This window comes from Paracoccus sp. MBLB3053 (assembly GCF_031822435.1).
Taxonomy (GTDB): Bacteria; Pseudomonadota; Alphaproteobacteria; order Rhodobacterales; family Rhodobacteraceae; genus Paracoccus; species Paracoccus aurantius.
In genome coordinates this window covers 1,545,238-1,569,713 of the sequence record NZ_JAVQLW010000001.1, presented here as the reverse complement: position 1 = coordinate 1,569,713, position 24,476 = coordinate 1,545,238, and the positions used below count along the sequence as shown (strand labels likewise).

The 24,476-nt window shown below is 63.7% G+C and carries 24 protein-coding genes and 1 tRNA gene; 17 read left to right on the top strand and 8 right to left on the bottom strand.

Features of this window, described 5'->3' with window-relative positions; all coding sequences use genetic code 11:
• Nucleotides 1-40 precede the first annotated feature (40 nt).
• The 3 genes from RGQ15_RS07920 (at nucleotide 41) to RGQ15_RS07910 (ending at nucleotide 2,733) form a co-directional block, all read left to right on the top strand.
• Nucleotides 41-949 carry a DMT family transporter gene (locus RGQ15_RS07920; RefSeq protein ID WP_311159674.1) on the top strand — a complete coding sequence of 303 codons (909 nt, stop codon included), beginning with the start codon at nucleotides 41-43 and terminating at the stop codon, nucleotides 947-949.
• A 167-nt stretch (nucleotides 950-1,116) separates the two neighbouring features.
• Nucleotides 1,117-2,010, top strand: a complete 894-nt coding sequence (locus RGQ15_RS07915; protein ID WP_311159673.1) for an alpha/beta hydrolase — start codon at nucleotides 1,117-1,119, stop codon at nucleotides 2,008-2,010.
• Between the two features lie 114 nt (nucleotides 2,011-2,124).
• Nucleotides 2,125-2,733, top strand: coding sequence for a sulfotransferase family protein (locus RGQ15_RS07910; protein ID WP_311159672.1), 609 nt, complete (start codon nucleotides 2,125-2,127; stop codon nucleotides 2,731-2,733).
• Here RGQ15_RS07910 and RGQ15_RS07905 read toward each other — a convergent pair.
• On the bottom strand, nucleotides 2,718-3,173 hold the full coding sequence (locus tag RGQ15_RS07905) for a type II toxin-antitoxin system RatA family toxin (RefSeq protein ID WP_311159671.1): 456 nt from the start codon (nucleotides 3,171-3,173) through the stop codon (nucleotides 2,718-2,720). The two genes, RGQ15_RS07910 and RGQ15_RS07905, sit on opposite strands and share 16 nt — an antisense overlap.
• 55 nt (nucleotides 3,174-3,228) lie before the next feature.
• Here RGQ15_RS07905 and RGQ15_RS07900 point away from each other — a divergent pair, with 55 nt between their 5' ends.
• Nucleotides 3,229-3,417, top strand: coding sequence for a hypothetical protein (locus RGQ15_RS07900; protein ID WP_311159670.1), 189 nt, complete (start codon nucleotides 3,229-3,231; stop codon nucleotides 3,415-3,417).
• A gap of 16 nt (nucleotides 3,418-3,433) precedes the next feature.
• Here the strand turns inward: RGQ15_RS07900 and ypfJ are convergent, their stop codons facing one another.
• A complete protein-coding gene (ypfJ, locus tag RGQ15_RS07895) occupies nucleotides 3,434-4,279 on the bottom strand; it encodes a KPN_02809 family neutral zinc metallopeptidase (RefSeq protein ID WP_311159669.1) in 846 nt (281 codons plus the stop codon).
• 130 nt (nucleotides 4,280-4,409) lie between these two features.
• Here ypfJ and RGQ15_RS07890 point away from each other — a divergent pair, with 130 nt between their 5' ends.
• The 4 genes from RGQ15_RS07890 (at nucleotide 4,410) to RGQ15_RS07875 (ending at nucleotide 9,537) form a co-directional block, all read left to right on the top strand.
• A complete protein-coding gene (locus tag RGQ15_RS07890) occupies nucleotides 4,410-5,018 on the top strand; it encodes a DedA family protein (protein WP_311159668.1) in 609 nt (202 codons plus the stop codon).
• A 61-nt stretch (nucleotides 5,019-5,079) separates the two neighbouring features.
• A complete protein-coding gene (locus tag RGQ15_RS07885) occupies nucleotides 5,080-5,565 on the top strand; it encodes a disulfide bond formation protein B (RefSeq protein WP_311159667.1) in 486 nt (161 codons plus the stop codon).
• Between the two features lie 148 nt (nucleotides 5,566-5,713).
• Nucleotides 5,714-8,392, top strand: a complete 2,679-nt coding sequence (gene gyrA / locus RGQ15_RS07880) for a DNA gyrase subunit A (RefSeq protein WP_409201334.1) — start codon at nucleotides 5,714-5,716, stop codon at nucleotides 8,390-8,392.
• 71 nt (nucleotides 8,393-8,463) lie between these two features.
• Entirely contained in the window at nucleotides 8,464-9,537 is a 1,074-nt protein-coding gene (locus tag RGQ15_RS07875) for an AI-2E family transporter (protein WP_311159665.1), read from the top strand.
• Between the two features lie 8 nt (nucleotides 9,538-9,545).
• Here RGQ15_RS07875 and RGQ15_RS07870 read toward each other — a convergent pair whose 3' ends face one another.
• The 3 genes from RGQ15_RS07870 to RGQ15_RS07860 form a co-directional block, all read right to left on the bottom strand.
• Nucleotides 9,546-12,074 carry a DUF3772 domain-containing protein gene (locus RGQ15_RS07870; protein WP_311159664.1) on the bottom strand — a complete coding sequence of 843 codons (2,529 nt, stop codon included), beginning with the start codon at nucleotides 12,072-12,074 and terminating at the stop codon, nucleotides 9,546-9,548.
• 8 nt (nucleotides 12,075-12,082) lie between these two features.
• On the bottom strand, nucleotides 12,083-13,114 hold the full coding sequence (locus RGQ15_RS07865; protein ID WP_311159663.1) for a cysteine synthase A: 1,032 nt from the start codon (nucleotides 13,112-13,114) through the stop codon (nucleotides 12,083-12,085).
• An 86-nt stretch (nucleotides 13,115-13,200) separates the two neighbouring features.
• Entirely contained in the window at nucleotides 13,201-14,286 is a 1,086-nt protein-coding gene (locus RGQ15_RS07860) for an NUDIX domain-containing protein (RefSeq protein WP_311159662.1), read from the bottom strand.
• A 156-nt stretch (nucleotides 14,287-14,442) separates the two neighbouring features.
• Between RGQ15_RS07860 and RGQ15_RS07855 the strand changes: the two genes are divergently transcribed.
• Nucleotides 14,443-14,532: transfer RNA gene (locus tag RGQ15_RS07855), tRNA-Ser, on the top strand.
• A gap of 356 nt (nucleotides 14,533-14,888) precedes the next feature.
• Nucleotides 14,889-15,167: a hypothetical protein gene (locus tag RGQ15_RS07850; protein WP_311159661.1), complete on the top strand. Its 279-nt coding sequence runs from the start codon at nucleotides 14,889-14,891 to the stop codon at nucleotides 15,165-15,167.
• On the opposite strand, the gene RGQ15_RS07845 is transcribed toward RGQ15_RS07850, so the two are convergent.
• Both RGQ15_RS07845 and RGQ15_RS07840 read right to left on the bottom strand, forming a co-directional pair.
• Complete coding sequence (locus RGQ15_RS07845; RefSeq protein ID WP_311159660.1) at nucleotides 15,136-15,888, bottom strand: SDR family oxidoreductase; 753 nt, start codon at nucleotides 15,886-15,888, stop codon at nucleotides 15,136-15,138. The genes RGQ15_RS07850 and RGQ15_RS07845 overlap by 32 nt on opposite strands.
• 168 nt (nucleotides 15,889-16,056) lie before the next feature.
• Nucleotides 16,057-16,617: a cyclophilin-like fold protein gene (locus RGQ15_RS07840; protein ID WP_311159659.1), complete on the bottom strand. Its 561-nt coding sequence runs from the start codon at nucleotides 16,615-16,617 to the stop codon at nucleotides 16,057-16,059.
• A gap of 478 nt (nucleotides 16,618-17,095) precedes the next feature.
• Here RGQ15_RS07840 and RGQ15_RS07835 point away from each other — a divergent pair, with 478 nt between their 5' ends.
• The 7 genes from RGQ15_RS07835 to RGQ15_RS07805 all read left to right on the top strand — a co-directional run bounded on the left by RGQ15_RS07835 (nucleotide 17,096) and on the right by RGQ15_RS07805 (nucleotide 22,570).
• Nucleotides 17,096-17,554, top strand: a complete 459-nt coding sequence (locus RGQ15_RS07835; protein ID WP_311159658.1) for a (R)-mandelonitrile lyase — start codon at nucleotides 17,096-17,098, stop codon at nucleotides 17,552-17,554.
• Nucleotides 17,526-18,590 carry a PQQ-dependent sugar dehydrogenase gene (locus tag RGQ15_RS07830; protein WP_311159657.1) on the top strand — a complete coding sequence of 355 codons (1,065 nt, stop codon included), beginning with the start codon at nucleotides 17,526-17,528 and terminating at the stop codon, nucleotides 18,588-18,590. The genes RGQ15_RS07835 and RGQ15_RS07830 overlap by 29 nt, the downstream gene beginning before the upstream one ends.
• Before the next feature lie 56 nt (nucleotides 18,591-18,646).
• A complete protein-coding gene (locus RGQ15_RS07825; protein ID WP_311159656.1) occupies nucleotides 18,647-19,576 on the top strand; it encodes a LysR family transcriptional regulator in 930 nt (309 codons plus the stop codon).
• Between the two features lie 108 nt (nucleotides 19,577-19,684).
• On the top strand, nucleotides 19,685-20,446 hold the full coding sequence (locus RGQ15_RS07820; protein WP_311159655.1) for a carboxymuconolactone decarboxylase family protein: 762 nt from the start codon (nucleotides 19,685-19,687) through the stop codon (nucleotides 20,444-20,446).
• Nucleotides 20,447-20,471: 25 nt separating this feature from the next.
• Nucleotides 20,472-21,110 carry an NADPH-dependent F420 reductase gene (locus tag RGQ15_RS07815; RefSeq protein WP_311159654.1) on the top strand — a complete coding sequence of 213 codons (639 nt, stop codon included), beginning with the start codon at nucleotides 20,472-20,474 and terminating at the stop codon, nucleotides 21,108-21,110.
• 23 nt (nucleotides 21,111-21,133) lie between these two features.
• Nucleotides 21,134-21,529, top strand: a complete 396-nt coding sequence (locus RGQ15_RS07810; RefSeq protein WP_311159653.1) for a (R)-mandelonitrile lyase — start codon at nucleotides 21,134-21,136, stop codon at nucleotides 21,527-21,529.
• 360 nt (nucleotides 21,530-21,889) lie between these two features.
• Entirely contained in the window at nucleotides 21,890-22,570 is a 681-nt protein-coding gene (locus RGQ15_RS07805; RefSeq protein WP_311159652.1) for a dihydrofolate reductase family protein, read from the top strand.
• A 763-nt stretch (nucleotides 22,571-23,333) separates the two neighbouring features.
• Here the strand turns inward: RGQ15_RS07805 and RGQ15_RS07800 are convergent.
• A complete protein-coding gene (locus tag RGQ15_RS07800; RefSeq protein WP_311159651.1) occupies nucleotides 23,334-24,419 on the bottom strand; it encodes an alpha/beta hydrolase in 1,086 nt (361 codons plus the stop codon).
• Nucleotides 24,420-24,476: the final 57 nt, after the last annotated feature.

Here is a 24,476-nt window from a genome sequence, read left to right as displayed (position 1 = left end):
TCGATGCTCGGCCCGCGCCTGAGCAGGGGGGAATCATCCGATGGCCGATACGATCGCGGTGCCGCATGAGCGGCGGGAATCGCTGCGCGGGCACGCGGCCATGCTGGGATTTTCGCTGCTGATCGCGGCGTCGTTTTCGCTGGGCGCGAGGGCCGCGAACCTGATCGATCCCGCGGCGATCTCGGCTGCGCGTTTCGTCATCGCCGCGGCGGTCGTCGGCGGCTTTGCCATGGTCGCGGGGCCGGGTCTGCCGCGCGAGTCGTTCCGGGCGCCGTGGCGCTATCTTGTGCTGGGCGGGCTTTTCGCGGCCTATTTCGTCTTGATGTTCGAGGGGCTGAAAACCGCCCTGCCGGTTTCGGCCGCGGCCGTCTTCACCCTGACCCCGCTGATGGCCGCCGGTTTCGGCTGGCTGCTGATGCGCCAGCGCATGGACGGGCGCTTGGCCGGGGCATTGGCTTTGGGTGCGGCCGGCTCGCTTTGGGTGATCTTTCGCGGGGACTGGGCCGCGCTGATGCGGCTGGAATTCGGCCGGGGCGAGGCGATCTACCTCGTCGGCTGCGCGGCGCATGCGCTTTACACACCCATGGTGCGCAGGCTGAACCGGGGCGAAAGGCCGCTTGTCTCGACCTTCGGGACATTGGTCGCCGGGGCCGTGATCCTGGGCATCTGGGGCTTTCGCGCGATCCTTGAAACCGATTGGGCGAACCTGCCCGCGATCGTCTGGATCACGCTTTTCTATGTCGCGATCTTTGCCAGCGCCATGACCACCGCGTTGGTGCAATATGCGGCCATGCGCCTGCCCGCCGCGAAGGTCATGGCCTATACCTATCTCACGCCGGTCTGGGTGATCCTGCTTGAGGCGGTTCTGACGCGCGGCATGCCGGGAATGGTCATCCTGCCGGGCGTGGCCGCGACGATTGCCGCGCTTTTGCTGCTGCTGAAGGACTGAAACCGGGCAGGAATGCCGAGATGTTGGTCGCATCCTGTCGCGAAAGTGGCAGGAAAGCACAGTTCGACAGAATTTGACTGGCCCCTGTCCTCGCGTGTTTTGAGCAGCTTTCGGCCGGTGCTAGCCTGCGGGAAAGCATTCCGGACGAGGGCAGGAGCAGTTTCCAGATGATCACCCGTCGCCTTGCGCTGGCCTGTATCGCGGGCAGCCTGGCCGCCCCGGCGCTTGCGAGCCCGGGCAGGCAGCCGGGAATGGTCGAGATGAGCTATTCCGACCGCTCGCCGCGCAACCGGCTGGACATCTATCTGCCCGACGGTCCGGGGCCGTTCCCCGCCCTGCTCGATATCCATGGCGGCGGCTTTCGCACCGGCGACAAGCGCGAGTTGAAGGTGCCGCAGCAGGTGCTGGACAAGGGCATCGCCGTCATCCGGATGAACTACCGGTTATCGGGTCAGGCCCGCTGGCCCGCGCAGCAGGAGGATGTGCTGAGCGCCGCCAATTTTCTGCAGAGCCGGGCGCGGGAGCTGGACCTTCTGCCCGGGAGGCTGGCGCTTGGCGGGCGCTCGGCCGGGGCGTTCCTTGCGGTTTCGGCAGCGATCAGCATGGTCCAGGCGGGGCGCATGCCGGCCGCGGTGGTGAATTTCTACGGACCGATGGATTTCGGCAGGATGGATGCCGACATGGCCCGGACCGGTATCCGCTTCCAGCGCCCCCCGGCGGATTCGCCCCAGAGCGTCGAATCCCTGCTGGTCGGCTATGCGATAGGCGAACGCCGGCAGGAGGCCTCGGCCATGGGACCGGTCGGTCGGCTGAACGCGATGGCCGACGGTGTGCGCCTGCCCCCCTTGATGATCCGGCATGGCCAGCGGGACAGCATCGTCTCGGCCGAACAGGGCGCGCATCTGCGCGCCGCCTGGCATCGCGTCGACCCGCAGGCGCGGATAGATTTTGCCCTGCTGCCCGATGAGGGGCATGGCACCGCGGCCTTCGGATCGGACATGGTGCTGGGCGACCTGGCCGATTTCCTTGCCCGTCACCTGAAGGGCGAGACAACCGGCTAGACCCCATCCCGATCACCGCACCAGCGGCGAAAGGCCACCGATGGCCCGTGGCCTTGCTTGCACGCGCGGGGACTCGCGGCTAAGCCCGATGAATAAAAGGCAAAACGGAACAACATGCTGATCTTTATCGAACCGCGCATCGTGCTGCTTTCAGTTCCCAAGACAGGCACGACGGCACTGGAAATGGCATTGGCGCCGCGCGCCGAGATCGCCTTTCGCGCCCGCCCCGAGATCAAGCACCTGAACCAGCGCCAATATCTGAAACGCATCGCCCCCTTGCTTGCGCCCCTGAAGGGCGCACCCTTCGAAAGCGTCGCGGTCGTCCGCGAACCGCTGGACTGGCTGCGCAGCTGGTATCGTTTTCGCACGCGGGAAGAACTGATCGGCCATCCGAACAGCACCGTCAAGATCAGCTTCGAGCAGTTCATCCGCGACTACCTGGCCGAGGGCCCGCGCCCCGACCATGCCCGGCTGGGCCGCCAGTCCGAGTTCCTGGCGGATGCCGAGGGCAAGCCCTCGGTCAGGCATGTCTTCCGCTACGAGGCGATGCCCGCGCTGGTGAGGTTCCTGGAGCGGCGCCTGAAGACCACGATCGACCTGCCGCGCCGCAACGTATCGCCCGAGGCCGTTACCGACCTGACGCCCGAAACCGAGGCCATGGCACGCGAGGCGCTGGCCTCGGAATACGAAGTCTGGGAAGCGGCGCGTCAGGAAGAACCGTAAAGCGCGCGGGCGCGATCCTCGAAGGCGCGGACGATGCGCACCATCGCTTCGTGGAAGACCACGCCGATGACCTTGCCGAGAATCGCGTTGCGGAACTCGAAATCAACGAAGAACTCGACCCGGCAGCCGCCTTCGGGCATTTCGTCGAAGTTCCAGCCGCTTTTGAGATACTTGAACGGTCCGTCCAGGTATTCGGTGTCGATCCGGCGATGGTCGGGCCAAAGCGTGACGCGGCTGCCGAAGCGTTCGCGGAAGACCTTGAAACTGATGACCAGATCGGCCTCGATCACCTCGCTGCCCTCGGGGCCGGGCGTGCGCGACCTGATCCGGGCGGCGCTGTTCCAGGGCAGGAATTGCGGATAGCTTTCAACATCGGCGACCAGCGCATACATCTGGTCGGCGGAATAGGGCATGACGCGGCTGTCGCTGTGATGGGGCAAGAGGCTGTCCGGGCAGTGGTTCCGTTTCGCGCAGCACTAACAGGGGAAGGGGCGCATGAACAACCTCATCTGGCTGATCCGGGCGTCCCGCTGGGCAAGAAACCCGCCCAGCGCCGGTCGGGTCGCCCTTGTCCTTGTGATCATCACGGTCGCGCTGGTGATCGCGGGGCTGGAATTCTGGGGCTGGTGGCCGGAATGGGCGACGATGGAGCGTTCGCGCGGCATCCACCTGCAGCGCCCCTGACCCCCCCTGCCCCTGCTTACATGCCCGCTTCCTTGAAGGTATTGCATTGCGCGATCTCGCCCGCCGAGAAGCCGCGCTTGAACCAGGCCATCCGATCCTCGGCCGAACCATGGGTGAAGCTGTCGGGACGCACGGCGCGTCCGGCGTTCTTCATCAGCGTGTCGTCCCCGACGGCGGCGGCGGCGTTGATCGCCTCTTCGATATCGCCATCCTCGATCGAACCGAACTGCTCATTCGCCTGGCGTCCCCAGATCCCGGCGAAGCAATCCGCCTGAAGCTCGGTCAGGACCGAGATGTAATTCGCGTCCGACTCGCTCGACTGCTGGCGCAGCTTCATCGTCTCGCCCAGGATGCCAAGCAGGTTCTGGACATGGTGGCCAACCTCATGCGCGACGACATAGGCATAGGCGAAATCGCCCCCCGCCCCCATCTTCTGCTGCATGATCTTGAAGAAATCGGTGTCGAGATAAAGCTTCTGGTCATTCGGGCAATAGAACGGCCCCATCGCCGCCGAGGCCCCGCCACAGGCCGATTGCACCGCCCCCGAGAACATCACCATCTGCGGATCGGTATAGTCCACCCCGGTCTGTTCGGGCAGGACGCGGCCCCAGACATCCTCGGTATCGGCAAGGACGACGGACATGAACTGGCCGATCTCCTGCTCTTCGGGGGTCAGTTCGCGCTGTTCCGTCGATTGCTCGCCCTGGAACGAACCCATGATGGGTGAGATGTCGATGCCGAAAAAATAGCCGACCGCCAGCACCATCAGGACGCCCACGATCCCGATACCGCCCGCCCCGGCGCCGCCCATGCCCCGCCTGTCATCGACATTTCGGCTGCCCCGTCTGCCACGCCACTGCATGAGCGTTTCCTCCCGACCCAAAGCCTGACATGTTCAGGCTAACCCAATCGTGTCATTCCGCAATAGCGGTGAAGGGTTGACAGCGCGGCGCGCGGTCTTCAGCAAACCCTTCAGACAGAGAGGATAACGCATGTTCGACTGGGTGGTTTCGACAATCGACAGCTGGGGCTACGCGGGGGTGTTCCTGCTGATGGTGGCGGAGAACGTCTTTCCGCCCATTCCGTCGGAAATCATCATGCCGCTCGCGGGTTTCCTCGCCGGCCGCGGGGATCTGTCGCTGGGGCTCACGATCGCCGCAGGCACGCTGGGATCGGTGGTCGGCACATTGATGTGGTATTATATCGGAATGGCGATCGGCGAGGCGCGGCTGAAGCGCTTTGCCGCGCGGCACGGCCGGCTCTTGACGCTGACGCCCGCCGATATCGACATGGCGCGGGACTGGTTCGATCGCCACGGCGCCGCCGCGGTCTTCGCCGGACGCATGCTGCCGACGATCCGCACGCTGATTTCGGTTCCGGCGGGATTGTCGCGCATGCCCTTCTGGAAATTCATGATCTACACGATCATGGGCAGCGCCATCTGGACCGGCATGCTGACGCTGGGCGGCCTGGTGCTGCACGAGAATTACGCCCTGGTGGCGGATTACGTCGACCCGCTGTCCAAGCTGGTCGTGCTCACGGTGGTCGGCATCTATGTCTACCGCGTGGTGACCTGGAAACCGACCGAGAAAGCCAATTGAGATCACGCGATTGGCACTTGCCGGCCGGATCGGCCGGGCCTAACCCGTCGGCATGACCCAGATGAGCCACAAATCCCTAGGCATGCTTGCAGGCGCGGGTTCCGCCGCGCTGCTGGCGGCGGCGCTTACCTTCCAGTTCATCGGCTACGCGCCATGCGAGCTGTGCATCCTGCAGCGCTGGCCGCATCTTGCGGCGGCGGTCATTGCCGCGCTGATGGCGGTGCTGGGCTGGAAGCGCTGGCTGGCAGCGCTGGGACTGATCGCGGCGGCCACGGCCTTCGGCCTTGCGGTTTACCATGCCGGGGTAGAAATGAAGCTGTGGCTTGGGCCGCAGCATTGTTCGGGCGGCGTATCGGGCCTGGCCGGCATGTCGACACAAGACCTGATGGCCGCGCTGGAAAAGGCCCCCGTCGTTCGTTGCGACGACGTCAGCTGGCAGCTTTTCGGCATTTCCATGGCCGGCTGGAACGCGATCTGTTCCGCGATCCTCGTGGCGCTTTGGGCGGCCTGCCTGCGGGGCCGCAAAAGGGTCTTCGGGACGGTCTGAGGGCCGTTTTGCGGACCGTCAAGATTGCACCTTCGGCTGGTATGGGATAGACCGCTTATCAACAAAATGTTGAGGCGATCCAGTGTCCGATACCCCCGATCACGACGATGACGACACCAATGAGAATGGCGCACCCGAACGGGCGGTGATGGCCCATGACGGACCGGTGATCGACATCGCGAGCGAGATGCGCTCGTCCTACCTCGACTATGCCATGTCGGTCATCGTCAGCCGGGCGATCCCCGACCTGCGCGACGGGTTGAAGCCGGTGCACCGGCGGATCCTGTTCGCCATGCACGAGACCGGCAACACCCATGACAAACCCTATCGCAAGTCGGCCCGTCCGGTCGGCGACGTGATGGGTAAATATCACCCGCATGGCGATGCCGCGATCTACGACGCGCTCGTCAGGATGGCGCAGGACTTTTCCATGTCGCTGCCGCTGCTGGACGGCCAGGGCAACTTCGGCTCGATGGACGGCGATAGCGCGGCGGCCATGCGTTACACCGAGGTGCGGATGGACAAGCCCTCGGCCTATCTCTTGATGGATATCGACAAGGACACGGTCGATTACCAGGACAACTATGACGGCAAGGACCGCGAGCCGACCGTCCTGCCGGCGCGCTATCCGAACATGCTGGTCAACGGGGCGGGCGGCATCGCCGTCGGCATGGCGACGAACATTCCCCCGCACAACCTTGGCGAGGTGATCGACGCCACGCTGGAACTGATCGAGAACCCCGACCTGCCGACCGAGCGCCTGCTGGAGATCGTGCCCGGCCCGGACTTCCCGACCGGCGGCATCATCCTTGGCCGCTCGGGCGCGCGGAAGGCCTATCTGGAAGGGCGCGGCAGCGTCATCATCCGCGCCAAGACCCGGATCGAGGAAGCCCGCAACGGTCGCCAGATGATCGTGCTGGACGAGATCCCCTATCAGGTGAACAAGGCCAGCCTGATCGAGAAGATCGCCGAGCTTGCCAAGGACAAGCGGATCGAAGGCATCGCCCATGTGCAGGACGAATCCGACCGGATTGGCGTGCGCGTGGTGATCGAGTTGAAGCGCGACGCCACCGCCGAGGTCGTGCTGAACCAGCTCTTCCGCTTTACGCCGATGCAGACCAGCTTTGGCTGCAACATGCTGGCGCTGAACGGCGGCCGCCCCGAGCAGCTTGCGCTGCGCGATTTCCTGAGCCACTTCATCACTTTCCGCGAAGAGGTGGTCGCGCGTCGCACCGCCTATGAGCTGCGCAAGGCCCGCGAGCGCGCCCATGTGCTGTGCGGCCTTGCGGTCGCGGTCAGCAATGTCGACGAGGTCGTCGCGACGATCCGCAGCTCGGCAGATGCCGCCGAAGCGCGCGAGCGCCTGATGGCGCGCCGCTGGCCCGCCCATGAGATCGTCGAATACCTGAAGCTGATCGACGACCCGCTGCACCCGGTCAACGAGGACGGGACCTACAACCTGTCCGAGACGCAGGCCCGCGCCATTCTGGAACTGCGCCTGCAGCGCCTGACCCAGCTTGGCGTTCAGGAAGTCACCGAAGAGCTGAAGAAGCTTGCCGAGTCGATCCGCGAATTCCTCGCCATCCTTGCCTCGCGCGAGCGGATCATGGCGATCATTTCGGCCGAACTGCGCGAAGTTCGCGAGCAGTTCGCCGTGCCGCGTCGCACCGAGATCACCGACTGGGCCGGTGACATGGACGATGAAGACCTGATCGAGCGCGAGGACATGGTCGTGACCATCACCTCGGGCGGCTATATCAAGCGCACCGCGCTGGCCGAATTCCGCAGCCAGCGGCGCGGCGGCAAGGGGCTGTCGGGCATGGCGACCAAGGAAGACGACGTGGTGACCACGCTTTTCGTCGCCAATACCCATACGGAGCTTTTGTTCTTCACCACCGACGGCATGGTTTACCGCCTCAAGACCTGGCGGCTGCCCCTGGGCGGGCGCACCGCGAAGGGCAAGGCCATGGTCAACATCCTGCCGATCGACAGCGGCGTCTCGATTGCCGCCTTGATGCCGGTCGATGCGCCGGAAAAGGATTGGGAGAACTATCAGGTCGTCTTCGCCACCTCGCAGGGCGATGTCCGCCGCAACGCGCTGTCCGACTTCACGAACGTCAAGTCGAACGGCAAGATCGCGATGAAGCTGCCCGAAGGCGTGGAACTGATCGGCGTGCGCATGGCGACCGAGAATGACGACGTCATGCTGGTCACCGCCTCGGGGCGTGCGATCCGCTTCCCGACGACCGATGTGCGCGTCTTCAAGGGCCGCGATTCCACCGGCGTGCGCGGCATCCGGCTGGGCAGCGACGACCGCCTGGTCAGCATGTCCGTGATCCGCCATTTCGAGGCCGACCCGGCCGAGCGCGCGGCCTATCTGAAGATGCGCCGCGCCGTCGCCGGCGCGCTGGATGACGGGGCCGAAGCCGATGAGGATGAAGAAGCCGTCGCCGAAACCGCGATCACCCAGGAACGCTATGCCGAGATGTCGGCGGCCGAAGACCTGATCCTGACCATCACCGCCAAGGGCGCCGGCAAGATCAGCTCTTCGCATGACTATCCGGTTCGGGGTCGCGGCGGCCAGGGCGTCATGGCCATGGACAAGGCGATGCGCGGCGGCGAGCTGGTCGCGAGCTTCCCCGTCGAGGGCGACGACCAGATCATGCTGGCGACCTCGACCGGGCAGTCGATCCGGGTTCCGGTCGACGGCATCAGCTTCCGCTCGCGTTCTGCCGGCGGGGTGCGCGTCTTCAATACGGCCAACGGAGAATTCGTCGTTTCTGTTGCCCGCATCGCCGAGAATGGCGAGGATGAGGCCGACGCCTGAGCGAAGCCGGGGCACCCTGCCCCGGTCCCCATTCCGCCGGGCCACGCATGAGGTGAAGGCGGGGTGACGCTTTGAATGCACGCGACTCGCAGCTGAGCGAAAGGCTGCAGACGGGATTTCTGGGCGTGATCGCCTTTGCGCTGCTTCTGTTCCTGCTGGTGCAGGCACGGTTCATGCTGATCTGCCTGGCCTTCGCGATCATCATCTTCTCGCTCACGAGTGATGCGATTTCTGCCTTCGCCCGGCTGAAAGTGCCCAATTGGCTGGCAACGACCCTGGCGCTGATCGCGATCGCGATCGGGCTGCTTTGGGCGGCAACGACGGTCGTCGCGCAGGTCAACGAGGTGGTTTCGACCTCGATCCTCTATGCCGATCGGGCGCAGGCCGCGCTGTCGAGCCTGAGCCAGCGCTGGGGGCCGCGGGCGCAGGAATCGATCGCGACTTTCCTCGGCAACATCGATTTCGCGGGCTGGGTCCGGTCGGCGGCAGCGCAGGCCTCGAGCCTGATCTCGGGATCGGTCCTTGTCCTGACCTTCGTCGGCTTCATGTTCAGCGAGCGGATCTGGTTCCCGGTCAAGATCGAGCGTCTGACTGGGGATGCCGATCAGGCGGACGAGGTGCTGCGGATCATCTACAGCATCATGCGCCGGGTGAACCGCTACCTGGTGGTGAAGGCGGCGATCAGCGGCGTGACCGCCGCGCTGATCTGGATCATCTTCAGGCTTACCGGGCTGGAACTGTCGGGCGCCATGGCGACGCTGACCTTCATCCTGAACTTCATCCCCACGATCGGCTCGATCATCGCGACGGTGACGGCAGTGGCCGTCGTGCTGGCGCAGACCGGCGATCCGACCGCGACGCTGGCGATCGGCGGCGCTTGCGGCATGGTGCAGTTCCTGATCGGCAATATCTTCGACCCGATGCTGCTGGGCCAGACCCTGCGGCTGTCTTCCTTCGGGATCATCCTGTCGCTTGCTTTCTGGGGCGCGGTCTGGGGCATCGCAGGCACATTCCTGGCGGTGCCGATCATGGTTGCCATCATGATCGTCTGCGCCAATATCCCCTGGCTGAGACCGGTCGCCATCATGATCTCGCATGAAGGCCTGCCGGAAGAGGAGCCCCGCCGCGCCAGGCTGCGGGGCTAGGCCGGCTGCTAGCCCCGACCTCCGTCGGCCCCGCCATCGCCATCGCCGTCGGCGTCGGCGTCGCCATCAGAATCCGGCACCTCGTCGCGGTGAAGCGGCGCCGCAGAAGGGGTCGGCCTTTCTTCCTTCGCGACAGGCTTCGCCGCTTCGTCCCTGGGGGCGTCATCCGCATCCCGCAGATGTTCCGCGAGCTGGGCGATGACCTCGGGATTGCGCAGCCAGATGTCGCGCTGCGCATAGGGGATCTCGATCCCTTCTTCGGCGAAGCGCTGCGCGATCTGGTGGTTGATCTCGGAGGTGACGCCGATCCCGCCATTGATGTCCGAAAGCACGGCCCTGATCTCGAAATCCATGCTGTCCGCGCCGAAGCCCCGGAACATCACGGCAGGCGCCGGATTGACCAGAACGGTCGGCTGGTCCTCGGCGATTTCCTGCAAGATCCTCGCGACCTTGCGGGTGTCGCTTCCATAGGCGACGCCGACCGGCACGATGATGCGCCCCTGAAGGCTGCCGCGCGTCCAGTTCGTGACCTGCTGCGTGATCAGGTCCGAGTTCGGCACGACCACATCCGTGCGGTCGAAGGTCTGGATCTGGGTCGCGCGCACCGACATCTTCTTGACCGTGCCCTGCTTGCCGCCGACCTCGATCCAGTCACCGACCGCGATCGGCCTTTCGACCAGAAGGATGATTCCGGAAACGAAATTCGACACGACCTGCTGCATGCCGAAACCAATGCCGACGGAAAGCGCACCGGCGACGATGGCAAGCGAAGACAGGTCGATGCCGGCCGAAGTGATCGCAAGGACTGCCGCCAGCGCCATGCCCACATATCCGAGCATCGAGACAACCGCGTTCTGCCCGCCGGTGTCGAGCCGTGTCTTGGGCAGGATCGAAGTGCGGAATGCGCCCTGAACGAAGCGGGTCAGCGAATAGCCGAGCCCGAAAACGATCAGGAAGGTCAGAATGCCCATCGGCGACAGGTGGACACCGCCGAAGCTGAAGCCCTCTTCGATCTTGGTCCAGGCCTCGCCCAGGTCGCTGGAGCGCGCGCCCCAGATCAGCGCAAACAGCGGCAATGACAGCACAACCAGCGCAAAGCTGACCAGCACCGGCATCAGGGAATCCCGCGCCGAGGCATCGCCGCCCTTGGCCATGGTGTAGAGATCGGCGATGAAATCCTGCAAAACGATCAGCAACCCGACCAATGCAAGGGACATGATCGTGGCCCAGAGGATCGCGTTCGCCGCCGTCACATAGCCGACCGCCGCGAGGATGGGGGAAGCCAGCGCCACGAGCCTGCCGATCGCGCCCAGAATGGCTGCGATGCGGGTCCGGTAATCGGGCGTTTCGCCGTTCTCGATCGGACGCAGCCGGCGCAGCACGTTGCAGAGCTGGAACAGGAAGAAGGCGCCCAACAGGATGATGAGCAAGTGCCAGACACCTGCCGATGCCTCGGTCAGTCTTTCGGGCACGCTGGGCGGGTCGTTCTGGCTGTGAAAGCCCGAAAGTGGCAGCAAGGTGCGCGCAAAGACCTGGTGCACTGCAGTGGCCATGGCAAGCATGGTCGCGCGGAACTGGGCCTTGCGCCGCTGATCCTCATGCAGGGGCAAGGGCTGCGAGGTCGAGGTTCCAGCCTCGGGGAAGATCCGGCGGACGAGCCAGAACCCCCCGAAGAAAGCAAATCCCCCGGCCGGGATCGCGAGCAGCAGCGGCCGCCCCCATTCCCCGAACAGGTTGGTCGCCACAAGCGCGGCCACCCCGAGGATCAGCCCCATCAACGGGATCGCGATCTGGCCCAGCGAGACGGCGAAGATCAGAGCCGCACGGGATCGTTCGCTGGCTCGCGCCGAGAGCCGCGAGGGGAGCGAATCGACCCAGTGCCGCCCGCGCGACAGCAGAAGCACCGCCGCCAGCAGAAAGCCCAGTGTGACCAATATCCGCTCGGCAAGGTCCGGCCCCTTGCCGAATTCGTTCCAGCTGCTGCGGACTTCGGCATAGACATGGGCACCGACCTGACCGGCTTCCTTGACCGCCGGAGCCCAATTTGCCGGATTGAGCGGCGAAGGCGTCCGGCGGATCAGTGCATGGGTCTGGCGCAACCGCAGGGTCTGGTCGATCTGCTGGATGATCCCATCCGCCCGGCCATAGCCTTCGACGGCCTTCAGGCCCGGAGCCTGCAATTCCGCGAGCTGGGCATTCAGTTCCTCGCGCCGCGCGGCCACGTCGGCCGATTCCGTCTCGCCCTCGGCAGGAGCGGGACCAAGAGCCGAGATCTGGTCCTTGAGCGTGGCGATGCGGGTCGAATTCGTCCCCTGCGCAGTCTTGAAGCTGTCCCGCCACTTGACGACCTGTTCCCGGATCGACTGCAGCCGCGCGTCATTGGCATCGCCCGATTCCACGATCTGTTCGGCCTGCTCGGCGAGCTTTGCCCAATTGTCGTAATTCGGCTGCTGCGGTTCCTGCGCCAGGGCCGGAACGGAGAGCGCAAGGGAAAGCGCGACGATAAAAGCCGCCAGAGTGGCGAAAAGGCGTTGCATGCGGTGTATCAGTCCTCGAAGACTTCCGGCAGACCAGCAGGCTTGCGGGTCAGCCATTGCGGCACGGGCAGACCCTTGGCGCGCAGGAATTCCGGGTTGAAGAGCTTGGTCTGGTAGCGTGTGCCATAGTCGCAAAGCACGGTGACGATGGTGTGGCCGGGCCCCATGTCCTTGGCCATCCGGACCGCGCCCGCGATGTTGATCCCGGACGAGCCGCCAAGGCACAGCCCCTCGTATTCAAGCAGATCGAAGACCACAGGCAGTGCCTCGGCATCGGGGATGCGGTAGCTGAAATCGGGGGTAAAGCCTTCCAGGTTTGCGGTGATCCGGCCCTGGCCGATGCCCTCGGTGATCGAGGAGCCGGGGCTGTCGAAGGTGCCCTCGGTATAGAAGCTGTAAAGCGCCGCGCCCTCGGGATCGGCCAGACCGATCTTGACGCCCTTGGGCTGCAACGCCTCGGCGACCCCTGCGAGCGTGCCACCCGAGCCGACAGCACAGATGAAGCCGTCGACCTTGCCGCCGGTCTGTTCCCATATTTCGGGGCCGGTCGTCTCGACATGGGCCTGGCGGTTCGCCACGTTGTCGAACTGGTTGGCCCAGATCGCGCCATTCGGTTCGGTCTTGGCCAGTTCGGCCGCGAGACGGCCGGAATAGCGCACATAGTTGTTCGGGTTCTTGTAGGGGGCTGCGGGAACCTCGACCAGTTCAGCCCCGGCCAGACGCAGCATGTCCTTCTTTTCCTGGCTCTGCGTCTCGGGGATGACGATGACCGAGCGGAACCCCATGGACGAGCCGACCAGTGCCAGCCCGATCCCGGTATTGCCAGCGGTGCCTTCGACGATCGTGCCGCCCGGCTTCAGATCGCCACGCGCGATCGCGTCCTTGATGATATAAAGCGCGGCGCGGTCCTTGACCGACTGGCCGGGATTCATGAACTCGGCCTTGCCCAGGATCTCGCAGCCGGTTTCCTCGGATGCCCGGTTCAGACGGATGAGAGGGGTGTTGCCGATGGCAGAGGCGAGGTCGGGGCAGATGCGCATGGCTGGCCTTTCGCGAATTGATCGCCCCCGGTCTACACGGGGCTGCCGGATGGCGGCAACCCCGGGGGGTGGTGGCGATTGCGTGATCAAACGACCTGGGTCATGCCAAGTTCCTTGCGAAGTCGTTCGGCGCTGAGTTCAAGCCAGAGTGCCAGGGTCAGAAGCGGCCCATTGCGAAGCTCTCCGGCCTGCGCCATCCGGGTCAGTTCGGAGCGCGGGACGACATGCGAGCGGATATCCTCGTCCTCGATGTCGAGCCCGCCGAAACCGGCAACCTCATCCGGCAGTTCAGCGATGCCGACATAGAGATAAAGAAACTCGGCCATGGCGCCCGGGCTTGGATAGTGATGCGGCCCTTCGATCAGGTGCTGGATGCTGAGACCTGCCTCTTCCACGCCCTCGCGGATCGCGGCCTGCCCCGGCGTTTCGCCCGCATCCACACGGCCGGCGATGGTTTCGTAAAGCCAGGGCTGCGCATCGCCGCGCGCAGCTGGTCCGGGCCGGAACTGATCAATCAGCAGGACGCGGTCGCGGCGTGGGTCCCAGGGCAGCACCACCGTCGCGTCGCCCGAGACGAAAACCGCACGCAAAAGGTCGGGCGACCAGTCGCCGCGATGCCGACGCTGGCGCAATGTCAGCATCTCGACCGAGAAATAGCCGGAATAGGGTTCCTCCCATCCGGTTTCCCGCAGGCGTTCGGCGCCGGATGGGCCGATCTGTCGCAGGTCCTGCGTTTCCAGGCTCGCCCGACGGCGCGAGGCCAGCCAGCTTGCGATCATCGGAAGGCGAGGTCGAAGCGCCTGCGGATCGCGGCCCGCGAGCCGTCCGAGCAGCCAATCGGCCATATCGGCGGCAAGTTCGGGCTGCCAGGTCGCGCTCTTTGCCCCATCAACCGGCATATCCTCAAGGCCAAGCACGTCGTGCCCGTCGATCCTTTGCGGCAGAAGGCCGAAGATCGCCGCATAGCGCCGCAGGTCGTCGGTCCACCCCGTTTCCCACGCCGGTATCTGACCCGCGCCCGGAACATGGCGGGGAAATCCGCCCGCCGTGATCCCCGCCATTGCCCCGCCGGTCAACCGGCCAGCAACGGTTCCTGACCTCACGGCCTCGGGTGCAAGCCGCTTGCGCAGCACCGGATGCGCGAGCGCGCCGATCAGGACGGGCATCGCCATGCCCCTGCCATGCCGCGCGCCCGGCGATTTCGCATTCCTTGCTGTCCCATTCGACACCTGCCCGACAAGAAGATGGAAGATTTTGTGTTTTTTCGCTCGAAGGCCCTTGCGCTTCAACCCTGCTCCGTCTAAATCCGCGCCACCACCCAAGAGCGCGGAGAGGTGCCGGAGTGGTCGAACGGGGCGGTCTCGAAAACCGTTGAGCCTGCAAGGGTTCCGTGGGTTCGAATCCCACTCTCTCCGCCACTATCTTCCTGATAGTGCTGTGATTTTACAATCATTCGAATTTTTCCTGACAGAACGCCGACGTTTTCGGCCATGCCATTCCATGACGCTATTCGGCACCGTCGGACCGTGCCATTGATCGCGTTGCGAGCGGCAGATTGGCATCGGAGCAAGGCCCGCGACCAATGACGGTTTAGCATTGCGGCGGCGTTGATCCGGGCGGCCGAAATGCGAGACACTCCGCCAAAACCGCAGATGCCGATGGTGCAAATCTGCAGGCGGTCGATTTTGTCCTGCAGGCCGAGAAGGCCATCCTTCGACCGAAGGTGCTGCGAAAAGCGGGGCTCCGGTATCTACCGGGTCAGGCGGCGGGGCCCATGTCCATCGTCCAGACCGATGTGATTTCACCGGTCATGGTGAGCACCCCTGCCTGCGAGCGCGTGAAACACCCGACCCATCCGGGTCCGCGTGTTGTTCAGGATTTGCCTTTCGTCACCCTCGTTCCAAGCCGACGTCGCGGCGACCTTCATCAATTGCGGCGTGCTCGTTTTCCGGTCGGCTTTCCCACCGAGCCAGGCAAGGGCCCGGACCGGCTCGACCGATCCAGGGCCCGCCGTTCCATTTTCACCAAGGCTGGTTTGCCGGACCAATGGTGAATTCATTGACCGTGGTGTCTTCGGGCAGCGAAAGGGCAAATTCCACGATGCTGGCGATGCGGTCGGGGGAAATCCCATAGGTCTTGTAGAGACCATGATATGCCTCGGCGGTCGCCTCGTCACTGATCGTGTCCAAAAGCTCGGTGTTGATCGCCGCCGGATAGATGGTCGCGGTCCGGATATTGGTACCTTCCGTTGCTGATTCCATTCTCAGCACTTCCATGAAGGAACGGACAAACCATTTCGTGCCGCAATACACGCCGTTGCCCGGGTAAGCCTTGAGCCCTGCGACCGAAGAGGTGGCGATGACATGCCCGGATTTCTGTTCGGTGAAGCTTGGCATGACGGCGGCCACACCGTTCAGCACGCCCTTGATGTTCACATCGACCATCTCGTCCCATTCATCCGTCTTCAGAGCGGAAACAGGCGAGGCCGGCATCAGGCCCGCGTTAAGGAAGATCGCATCCACCTTGCCGAACTTTTCCTTGGCGAGCATCACGATGGCTTCGTTGTCGGCTGTTTTTGTCACGTCCATCACCTGGCAGGCTGCTTCGCCGCCGGCCTTGGTGATTTCGTCCACCATGGCGTCGAGCCTGTCGATGCGGCGTGCACCCAGGACGACCTTGGCGCCCTTGCTTGCCAGCAGCTTTGCCGTTGCTTCGCCGATACCGCTCGAGGCACCGGTGATAATGACGACCTTACCGGCGATGTTGTTGGTCATTGGGGTCTCCTTGGCTAAATTTCAACGGGACGAATGCCGTTCTCGCATCCGTCATGCGCGCGACATCCTGGCGTTAACCGGCGCGCGCAGGGGTGGCTGTCATTTCTTTCGACATTCGCGAGCACGGATCATGGATCTGGCGCCGGAGGGGGCCGTCTTACCCGGAAGCTAGCGGGAATCCGACTTCTCTATGCGGATCGTGCCCGAGAGATGCTCGATCGCTTCTCGGCCCGAAACGATGCTGCCAAGCTCGTAAAGTCCGGCAGCGGACCCAAAGCTGTCATAGAACATCACGACGTCCCCCCAGGGCGCGTAATAGGCCAGGGTCCCGGATCGAACGTCCTTTGCGAGCGGCGTGTCGGTCGTGCCGAGCTTCTGCGGAGGGTAGAAGATCTTTTCGATCCCGCCGTAATTCTCGACGGCGATGTCCATCGGCAGTTGGGCATAAAGCTCTCTGGCGGCCTGGCTCTCGTTCAGATCGTAGACCAGCGTCACCTGATCCGTACGAATGGTTATCTGCATTGTTGTTCCCGTCTGGTTTGCTGCCGACGCCCGGATGAGAACCGCGCCGGACATGATCGAAACCGCACTTTCCGACAGGGGCTGACCTTGCGCCTGTGACGGAAGCGGTACACCGGCCACGCCGGAGGCTGTTGCGGACGAAAACAGGCCGAAGAGGATCAGCATTCCCCAACGCAGAACGCCATAAGCCGAGCAGACCCGTTTCATCAAAACTTCCCGTGATGGCCAATGCGCTGAAGGAAGAAGCCGTTGCATCGCGTTATGATCATGGACTGGAGACGTCAGGAGAATGGACGCGTTTTTCACAACACTCATGATCAAGGATCATGAATGGGATAACCGCGTGGATGAGGCCCGGCCGGTCAAGCTCCTCGCCATGACTTGCAGGCCCACCCTGACGCCAGCATCGGCGGAATGCGGACTGCCAATCTAGTTGGGTGCGGCGCCGCAAGAGGCGGAGCGTGCGACACTCTTGGACCATGCGTGCCGGACCTCGGTCGATTGATCATCCTCGGCTCCGGCATCTTTTGACCTTCCGCCTTTCATGAGCTGGCTTCATGGACGCGTCCCATCCTGGAGGCATTATCTCGCCCCAGAAAAACTCTAGCTTTGGTTGCGCGCAAAGGCACACGCCCTTGCCGTACAGGCCTCATGGCCGCCTCTTGCAAAATGGAGACAACCTGCAATGAAACCCATTCCTACTCTGGTGATCGCCCTCTCGCTTGCCGCCTCTTCGGCTTTTGCGCAATCGGTGGAAATCACCCGCCACCCGGAGCGTCCGGGCATGATCGGGTCTGCCGATTGGTTCACTGGCACGGCCTATGTCTCGCCGGTCTTCGGTCCGGAAATGAACGATGTCAGCGCGGGTGAAGTGACCTTCCTGCCCGGCGCGCATTCGGCGTGGCACACGCACCCGGCTGGCCAGATGCTCGTCGTGACGCACGGCACCGGCTGGACACAGGAACGCGGCCAGGAAAAGCAGGTGATCCGTGCCGGGGACGTGGTCTGGTGTCCGCCCGGTGTAGAGCATTGGCATGGTGCGACTGATACCACCTCGATGACCCATTACGCGATTCAGGCCAGCGTGGACGGGTCCGCCGTGACCTGGGGCGAGCATGTCACCGAAGAAGAATATGGCGACTAGGCGCGACATGGCGAAAGGGATCGAGACCGCGCGGTTCCTTCTCCTGGCCGGTTGCATCTCCACGACCCTGGCGCTTTGCGCCAGGGAAGCCGATGCTGCGGAAACCGTTCTCGACGGCCTCGACTATCCGTGGGACATCGAGACACATGATGGTGCGATCTACATCATCGAGAAGGCCGGCACGCTCGGAATTCTCGATGACGGTACATTCACCCGGATGCCGATTGAAACCTCTGCGACGATCCTGAACGATCGCGGCGGCGGATTGCTGGGTCTCGCCCTGCGGCCCGACTTCGCAGAAACCGGCCGCGTCGTCCTGTATCACCACACCGGCACGGCAGAGCGCCGAAGCAACCGCGTGGTTGAGGTCGAATTGCGCGATGGCACCTGGCACGAGATCCGGGTCCTGCTGGATGGCATTCCCGGCCACCCGCTCTACAATGGCGGCCGTGTGGCTTTTGGGCCGGACGGAATGCTTTACATTACGACCGGCTGGACCGAGGACCGGCAGTTCCCGCAGGAACCTGACAGCCTGGCGGGCAAGATCTTGCGCCTCACCCCAGACGGCGCAATCCCCGCCGACAATCCGTTTCCTGGCTCTCCTGTCTGGTCGCTTGGTCACCGAAACCCGCAAGGCATCGCCTGGGACGGTTCCGGTCAACTTTTCGCGGCGGAGCACGGGCAGTCCGGACATGACGAAGTCAACAGGATCGAACGGAGGGCAAATTACGGCTGGCCGGTCATCGAAGGCAATGAGACCCGGGATGGGATGGTCCCGCCTTTTGCCCATTCAGGCGGCGACACCTGGGCGCCTTCGGGCCTTGCATGGGACGGCGAGCGGATGCTTCTCGCCGGTCTGAGGGCCGAGGGTGTTCTGTCTGTCGACGCGGCTGGCAATGTTTCACTGGCGATGCAGGTCGGAGAGCGCATCCGCGACGTGCTGGTGATGGGCGACGAAGTCTATGCCATTACCACCAACCGCTCGCCCCGGCAGGATGGGGTCTCGCGGGACCGGCTGATCCGGCTGATGCCGTGACCGCATAATTGATGGACTCCATGAGTCATGCGCATATATCCTGAAAGGGACCTGACATGATCCTCGAGCACCAGATCAAGGCCTCCCTCATGCTGCGCGAAAATATCAACGACCTCATTGCGCTGGCTGCCGTAGCGGAAGAGCGCAGCTTTACCCGCGCCGCCGCCCGGCTCAACGTCTCGCAATCGGCGCTCAGCCACACGATCAAGGGCCTCGAGCAACGGCTCGGGCTGCGGCTGCTGACGCGCACGACACGCTCGGTCGCGCCGACGCTGGAGGGTGAAGACCTGCTCGCGACGCTCAATCCGGCTTTCGAAAAGATCGAGGCGCGGCTTAGGGCGCTCAACGATGCCCGGGATCAGCCGACGGGAACGGTGCGGATCGTTTCAACCGAATACGCGATCGATACCATTCTCTGGCCGAAGCTCTCGCCGGTGCTGCAGCAGTATCCATCGGTCAATATCGAACTCGTCATGGACTACGGTTATACAGACCTTGCGGCGTCCCAATGCGACGCCGGCGTGCGCTATGGAGATCAGGTCAGCGAGGGCATGATCGCGGTGAGGATCGGACCCGACGAACGCATGATCTGCGTCGGCGCTCCGGATTATTTCGAGGCGGCTGGTGTGCCCCAGACGCCGCAGGACCTTGCCGACCACCGCTGCGTCAATCTTCGCCTTTCCACGCATGGGGCGCTATATGCATGGGAATTCGAGGACAAGGATGGCAACGAGATCCGGGTCAAGGTCCAGGGACAGGCCAGTTTCAACACGATCAACCCGGTCATGCGTGCCGCAAAGGACGGGCACGGGCTGGCGCTGATCCCGGAACGTCTGGCTGAAGGTCATCTGGCTTCGGGCGAACTGAAGACATGCCTCGACGAGTTCTGCCCCTATTTCCCGGGACTCCATCTCTATTATCCGAGCCGCCAGCGGCCGTCTTCGGCCTTCGAGGTAATATTGGAGGCTCTGAGGCAGCGCGGATAGTCGTTCATGAACCAGGGTCATGAGTGGCGTGACCGTCTCGGGCATTAAGTTTGGCAGCTTATTTGCCAAATCATCGGGGTAAGCCGCAATCCATGAAAGGACTACCCGATGAAGACATCTATTGCCGCCTCGGCCCTGGCCCTGTTCACCACTGGCGCTGCAGCGCAGGACATCGCAATCACACTTCCGGATGCGGTCGGGCGTGTTTCTCCCGCGCTCGAGGCCTATTCAAAGGAAGATTTGTTTGGCACCATCTGGACCGGCGAAGCGCTTTCGCTGCGGGATCGGTCACTTGTCACCTTCGCGGCACTGATGACTCGCCACGAGGCGGAAAACCTTTCCCCCTTTGGCGCGCTTGCGCTCGATTCCGGCGTCACGCCCGCCGAATTGTCCGAAACCATCACGCATCTGGCGTTTTACACCGGCTGGGGAAATGCCACTGCCGCGGCAGAGGCCATGGCCCCTGTGTTCGAGGCGCGAGGCATCGCGGTCGCCGATCTTCCCGCTCCGGAACCCGAACTGCTGCCGTTGAACCAAGAGGCCGAGGCCGCCCGCGAGAAACTTGTCAGCGGTCAATATAGCGCCGTCAGCATCGGGGTCGTGGACACCACGCGCGAACTGCTGTTTCTTGATCTCTGGCTTCGCCCGGACCTCGCGCCGCGTGACCGAAGCATGGTCACGGTGGCCGCGCTTATCGCTGCGGGCCAACCCGAACAGATGACCTTCCACCTGAACCGCGCCATGGATAACGGCCTGACCCAGAAAGAAGCCGGAGCCATGCTTTCCCATCTCGCATTCTACGCTGGATGGCCCAAGGTCTTTTCGGCGCTGCCGGTAGCCAAAGAGGTCTTCGAGAGCCGAACGCAATGACGCCTTCACCGCAAGGAGACGAGGCATGAAGATCGGCATTGTCGGATCGGGGCTGATGGGTGCAAAGCTGGGCCGCCTCTGGGCTGCCTGCGGACACGACGTGACGTTTTCCTATTCCCGGAACAAGGCGAAATTGGAACGGCTTGCGGACGAAAGCGGCGCGCGCCATGGTTCCATCGCCAAGGCAACCGCCGGGGCGGATGCGATCCTGCTGGCGGTCCACTGGTCCCGGGTTCAGGACGTGTTGTCGCAGGCCGGAGATCTCGCCGGTCAGGTGATACTCAATTGCAGTCTTCCCCTGAATGACGCCAACACTGAAATGGTCGTCGGCATGACGACGAGCGGAGCGGAGGAACTCGCCCGGATGCGCCCGCAGGCCCGCTGGGTTTCCTGCTTCAATACCACGCCATCCGAGAGCTTCGCCCCGGTCTTTGCCCGCAAGGGGCAAGCCTTCGCCCCGCAGGTGTTCGTTTGTGGTGACGATCTGGGCGCGAAGCAGACCGCGGCAGCGCTGATCCGCGACATTGGCTTCGAGGCACTGGAAACTGGCGGGCTAAGGAATGCCCGCTTCATCGAGCCCTTTGCCATGGCGACCGTTGAGCTGGCCTATGTTCAGCCCGGCGGCCCCGCGCTTGTCTACCGTTTCGAAAAGCTGCGCGCATGACCGCGCATGAAAGGAGATCCTCCATGAAAATCACTCGCTCAGGCACCGCTGTGTCGATGGTGGGCCCCGAAGACTGGTTCACCGGGACCGTCCGCGTCGATCCGCTCTTCGCTGCAGAAGAGCCCGGACGGACCGCAGGCGCACATGTCACATTCGAACCGGGCGCGCGCACCGCCTGGCATACGCATCCGGCCGGTCAGACGCTTATCGTCACCTTCGGTCGCGGTCGCGTCCAGCGTGAAGGCGGACCGATCGAGGAGATAGCCCAAGGAGACATCGTGTGGTTCCCGGCGGGAGAAAAGCACTGGCATGGCGCCTCTTCCGACACCGCAATGAGCCACATCGCCATACAGGAAAGTATCGACGGCACATCCGTCACCTGGATGGAGCATGTCTCGGATCAGGAGTATGAAGGCTGATCCGAGCCGGGGCCAGTGGCCCCGGCACATCCGGCGCTGCGCTCGTCCGCATCCGGTGCCCCCTCGGGTCCGTATCCGGCGAAAAAGTCCGCTTCCGGAGGCGACGAGGTCCGCCCATTCGGCCCCTTTTCCCATCACGAGAAACCCAGGGGGCCAGCACGAAACGAAGGGGATGCAGTGGACGGTGCCCGCCGGGCAGGGCAATTTCGCAGGAAACGCCTGACTTGTGAAAACCGCTCATCGGTGCTCGCGAATATCCGGGGATAATTGCTGGTCCGTCCTCGGGCTATCCTCAGGGAGATCCCGGAAAGCGCCAATCCGCTGCGGGCCTAACAACTTCAAGCCAGGCCAATTTCACCAATGCAAAAACCAGAAATCATCTGCCACATGGTCACGTCTCTGGACGGGCGGATCGTGGCTGAGCGTTGGCCCTTTTCCGGCCCAGCGCTGGTCGACCTTTACGAAAGCGTGGCAGAACGGCTCGGTTCGGACGGCTGGATCGTGGGTCGCCGAACAATGGAAGATCATCTGCCGGTTGGCGAGCCCCAACTGGCTCCTGTGGCGGGGGCTCGGATTGACCGCATGATGAAGCCGGGCGGCCGATCCCTTGGCATCTGTTTCGACCGGCAGGGCCGCTTGCGACCCGAGACGGGCGAGATCGATGGGGATCACCTTGTCCTGGTTGTCTCGGAGCAGGTTTCCGAAGCTCATGTCGCGCAACTCTCGGCGCAAGGGGTCTCGGTTGTGTTCTCCGGGCCTCATGGAGACGACATATCCGGGGCGCTGTCGCGGATAGCCGCCGGATTCGGGGCGAAGCAATTGCTGCTGGAAGGTGGAGGGCAGATCAACGGCGCGTTTCTCGGTGCGAACCTTATCGACCAGACCAGCACCTTGATCCTTCCCGTGCTCGACGGACAACGCGGCATCCCGGTCATTTATGACCATGAGCGGGAGACGAAGCCTGTCTCGCTTGAGCTTCTATCAACCGAGATCCTCGATGGCGGCATTGTCTGGCTCAGGCACCGGGTGGCCCGAAATTGACATCCGGAAGGAACCGCACCCCATGACGACCGCTTTCGCGGAAACAGCGAAGGCGAGGATCCGAGTGACGCAGATCACCTTTGCCCCGCCTGGCTATTCAGTTGGGTTTTCCTGCTTCTTCCGCTTAGTGATTTCCTGAACGGGCGCTGATTCATCCCCGCGTCGATGGCAAGGTCAGCACCCGCATTCGTGCTCAGCGCCTTGTCGCGCGGCTCCAATTAACGGCTGGTCAAGGGACGCTAGGGGCGGCCCAGCCTCGCGGGCCAGCCTCTGATGCCCAAGGCTGGCGACCTGGCGCGCGACGGCGCAGATCCTTCTTTCCGAACGCGCGGCGCTTCGACTTCTGACAGGCACCAAGTTTCTCTCTCGCCCCTGGCGAATTCGATCGCCAGCAGCTTCCCGGCAGGCGGGGTGGTCAAAACTGCATCCTGTTCGGCGCTGAGACCCGGCATGCGGCAGCCCCATTACGACGAAAGCACCATGCCCGATCCGCCACCGGCCATGGCCGTACCGAATACAATTGCACTTGGCACCTCTATGCGCAGACCCAGGTCGATGCGGTGGTCGCGGCGCCGGACCAACGTCATCGCGGCTGGCAATCGGCTCTGCGACCGACGAAATGCTGGTGACCCAGCATGCATGAAGCCCCACCGAATTCGGCGGGGCTTCGGAATTGTCGCTCATTTAGCAAAGGTGGCTATGCCTCTCTCGGCCCGGGCGCTCACGCCCCCCTGCACCTGCAAGTCGGAGGCCGGCCATGCTGTTACGCGAGATGGCCATCGAAGAAAGCCTGCAGGCGGTCGAAGGGAATGATGTCCTTCTGGTCATAGAGGTCGACGTGATTGGCGCCGTCTATGATCACGAGTTCCTTCGGCTCGGCCGCAGCCGCATAGGCATCCTCGCTGAAATAACGGGAATGCGCCTCGGAACCGGCAATGATGAGCATCGGGCGCGGCGAGATCTCGTGGATATAGGTCAATTGCGGCATGTTCATGAAGGACATGGCCGAAGTGACGTTCCATCCTCCGTTCGAGTTCAGTGAGCGTGGATGATAGCCGCGCTGGGTCTTGTAATAGGCGTGATACATGGTGATCACCGGATCATCGATGCCGTCCAGCGTGTCTGGCAGTCCGCCTGCCAGCGCGGGCGGCGCGTCCGAGGCTGCGTCTTCCCAGCGCTGCCGGCTCATCGCGGCCAAGGCCTCGCTGCGCTGTGCTTCGGTCATTGCGTCGTAGTAGCCCCGTGCCATCACCCGTGACATGTCATACATCGAGGTCACGGCCACCGCCTTGACCCGCTTGTCCGGCGCGGCTGCATTCAGCGCCATGCCGCCAAAGCCGCAGATGCCGAGGATGCCGATCCGTTCGCGATCGACCGCCTCGTGCAGGCCAAGGAAGTCGACAGCCGCCATGAAGTCCTCGGTATTGATGTCAGGCGAAGCGACGTAGCGCGGCGCGCCGCCGCTTTCGCCGATATAGGATGGGTCGAAGGCCAGGGCCGCAAAGCCGCGTTCGGCCATCTCCTGCGCGTAAAGCCCGGCTGCCTGCTCTTTCACGGCGCCGAAGGGCCCCGCGACTGCCAAGGCCGGAAGCGTGGCCGCGCCGCGATCCGTCGGCAGGTAGAGATCACCCACCAGTGCAACGCCGTAGCGATTGGTGAAGCTGACCTTCCGATGCTCGACGCGGTCGCTTTGCGGGAAGGTCTTGTCCCAGTCGGTTGCGGCTTGGGCCAATGCGTCCTGCGCGCTCAGCGTGGCCACGCCAAGTGCCGCTGCGCCGATACCTGCGGCCAGCAGCAGGTCGCGCCGCCCAAGGTTGCGGGGTTCAGTATTCGTGGTCGTGTCGGTCATGGGTTGCTCCGATGCGGATATGCGTTCTGCATTCCAATCTGGAGCCGCGCTCACGGC

What these genes read in the sequence shown, in the direction of transcription:
- RGQ15_RS07920 (WP_311159674.1), top strand. Translation starts at nt 41, where the DNA reads ATGGCCGATACGATCGCGGTGCCGCATGAGCGGCGGGAATCGCTGCGC.
- RGQ15_RS07915 (WP_311159673.1), top strand. Translation starts at nt 1,117, where the DNA reads ATGATCACCCGTCGCCTTGCGCTGGCCTGTATCGCGGGCAGCCTGGCC.
- RGQ15_RS07910 (WP_311159672.1), top strand. Translation starts at nt 2,125, where the DNA reads ATGCTGATCTTTATCGAACCGCGCATCGTGCTGCTTTCAGTTCCCAAG.
- RGQ15_RS07900 (WP_311159670.1), top strand. Translation starts at nt 3,229, where the DNA reads ATGAACAACCTCATCTGGCTGATCCGGGCGTCCCGCTGGGCAAGAAAC.
- ypfJ (WP_311159669.1), bottom strand. Translation starts at nt 4,279, where the DNA reads ATGCAGTGGCGTGGCAGACGGGGCAGCCGAAATGTCGATGACAGGCGG.
- RGQ15_RS07890 (WP_311159668.1), top strand. Translation starts at nt 4,410, where the DNA reads ATGTTCGACTGGGTGGTTTCGACAATCGACAGCTGGGGCTACGCGGGG.
- RGQ15_RS07885 (WP_311159667.1), top strand. Translation starts at nt 5,080, where the DNA reads ATGAGCCACAAATCCCTAGGCATGCTTGCAGGCGCGGGTTCCGCCGCG.
- gyrA (WP_409201334.1), top strand. Translation starts at nt 5,714, where the DNA reads ATGGCCCATGACGGACCGGTGATCGACATCGCGAGCGAGATGCGCTCG.
- RGQ15_RS07870 (WP_311159664.1), bottom strand. Translation starts at nt 12,074, where the DNA reads ATGCAACGCCTTTTCGCCACTCTGGCGGCTTTTATCGTCGCGCTTTCC.
- RGQ15_RS07865 (WP_311159663.1), bottom strand. Translation starts at nt 13,114, where the DNA reads ATGCGCATCTGCCCCGACCTCGCCTCTGCCATCGGCAACACCCCTCTC.
- RGQ15_RS07860 (WP_311159662.1), bottom strand. Translation starts at nt 14,286, where the DNA reads ATGGCGATGCCCGTCCTGATCGGCGCGCTCGCGCATCCGGTGCTGCGC.
- RGQ15_RS07850 (WP_311159661.1), top strand. Translation starts at nt 14,889, where the DNA reads ATGTCCATCGTCCAGACCGATGTGATTTCACCGGTCATGGTGAGCACC.
- RGQ15_RS07845 (WP_311159660.1), bottom strand. Translation starts at nt 15,888, where the DNA reads ATGACCAACAACATCGCCGGTAAGGTCGTCATTATCACCGGTGCCTCG.
- RGQ15_RS07840 (WP_311159659.1), bottom strand. Translation starts at nt 16,617, where the DNA reads ATGAAACGGGTCTGCTCGGCTTATGGCGTTCTGCGTTGGGGAATGCTG.
- RGQ15_RS07835 (WP_311159658.1), top strand. Translation starts at nt 17,096, where the DNA reads ATGAAACCCATTCCTACTCTGGTGATCGCCCTCTCGCTTGCCGCCTCT.
- RGQ15_RS07830 (WP_311159657.1), top strand. Translation starts at nt 17,526, where the DNA reads ATGTCACCGAAGAAGAATATGGCGACTAGGCGCGACATGGCGAAAGGG.
- RGQ15_RS07825 (WP_311159656.1), top strand. Translation starts at nt 18,647, where the DNA reads ATGATCCTCGAGCACCAGATCAAGGCCTCCCTCATGCTGCGCGAAAAT.
- RGQ15_RS07820 (WP_311159655.1), top strand. Translation starts at nt 19,685, where the DNA reads ATGAAGACATCTATTGCCGCCTCGGCCCTGGCCCTGTTCACCACTGGC.
- RGQ15_RS07815 (WP_311159654.1), top strand. Translation starts at nt 20,472, where the DNA reads ATGAAGATCGGCATTGTCGGATCGGGGCTGATGGGTGCAAAGCTGGGC.
- RGQ15_RS07810 (WP_311159653.1), top strand. Translation starts at nt 21,134, where the DNA reads ATGAAAATCACTCGCTCAGGCACCGCTGTGTCGATGGTGGGCCCCGAA.
- RGQ15_RS07805 (WP_311159652.1), top strand. Translation starts at nt 21,890, where the DNA reads ATGCAAAAACCAGAAATCATCTGCCACATGGTCACGTCTCTGGACGGG.
- RGQ15_RS07800 (WP_311159651.1), bottom strand. Translation starts at nt 24,419, where the DNA reads ATGACCGACACGACCACGAATACTGAACCCCGCAACCTTGGGCGGCGC.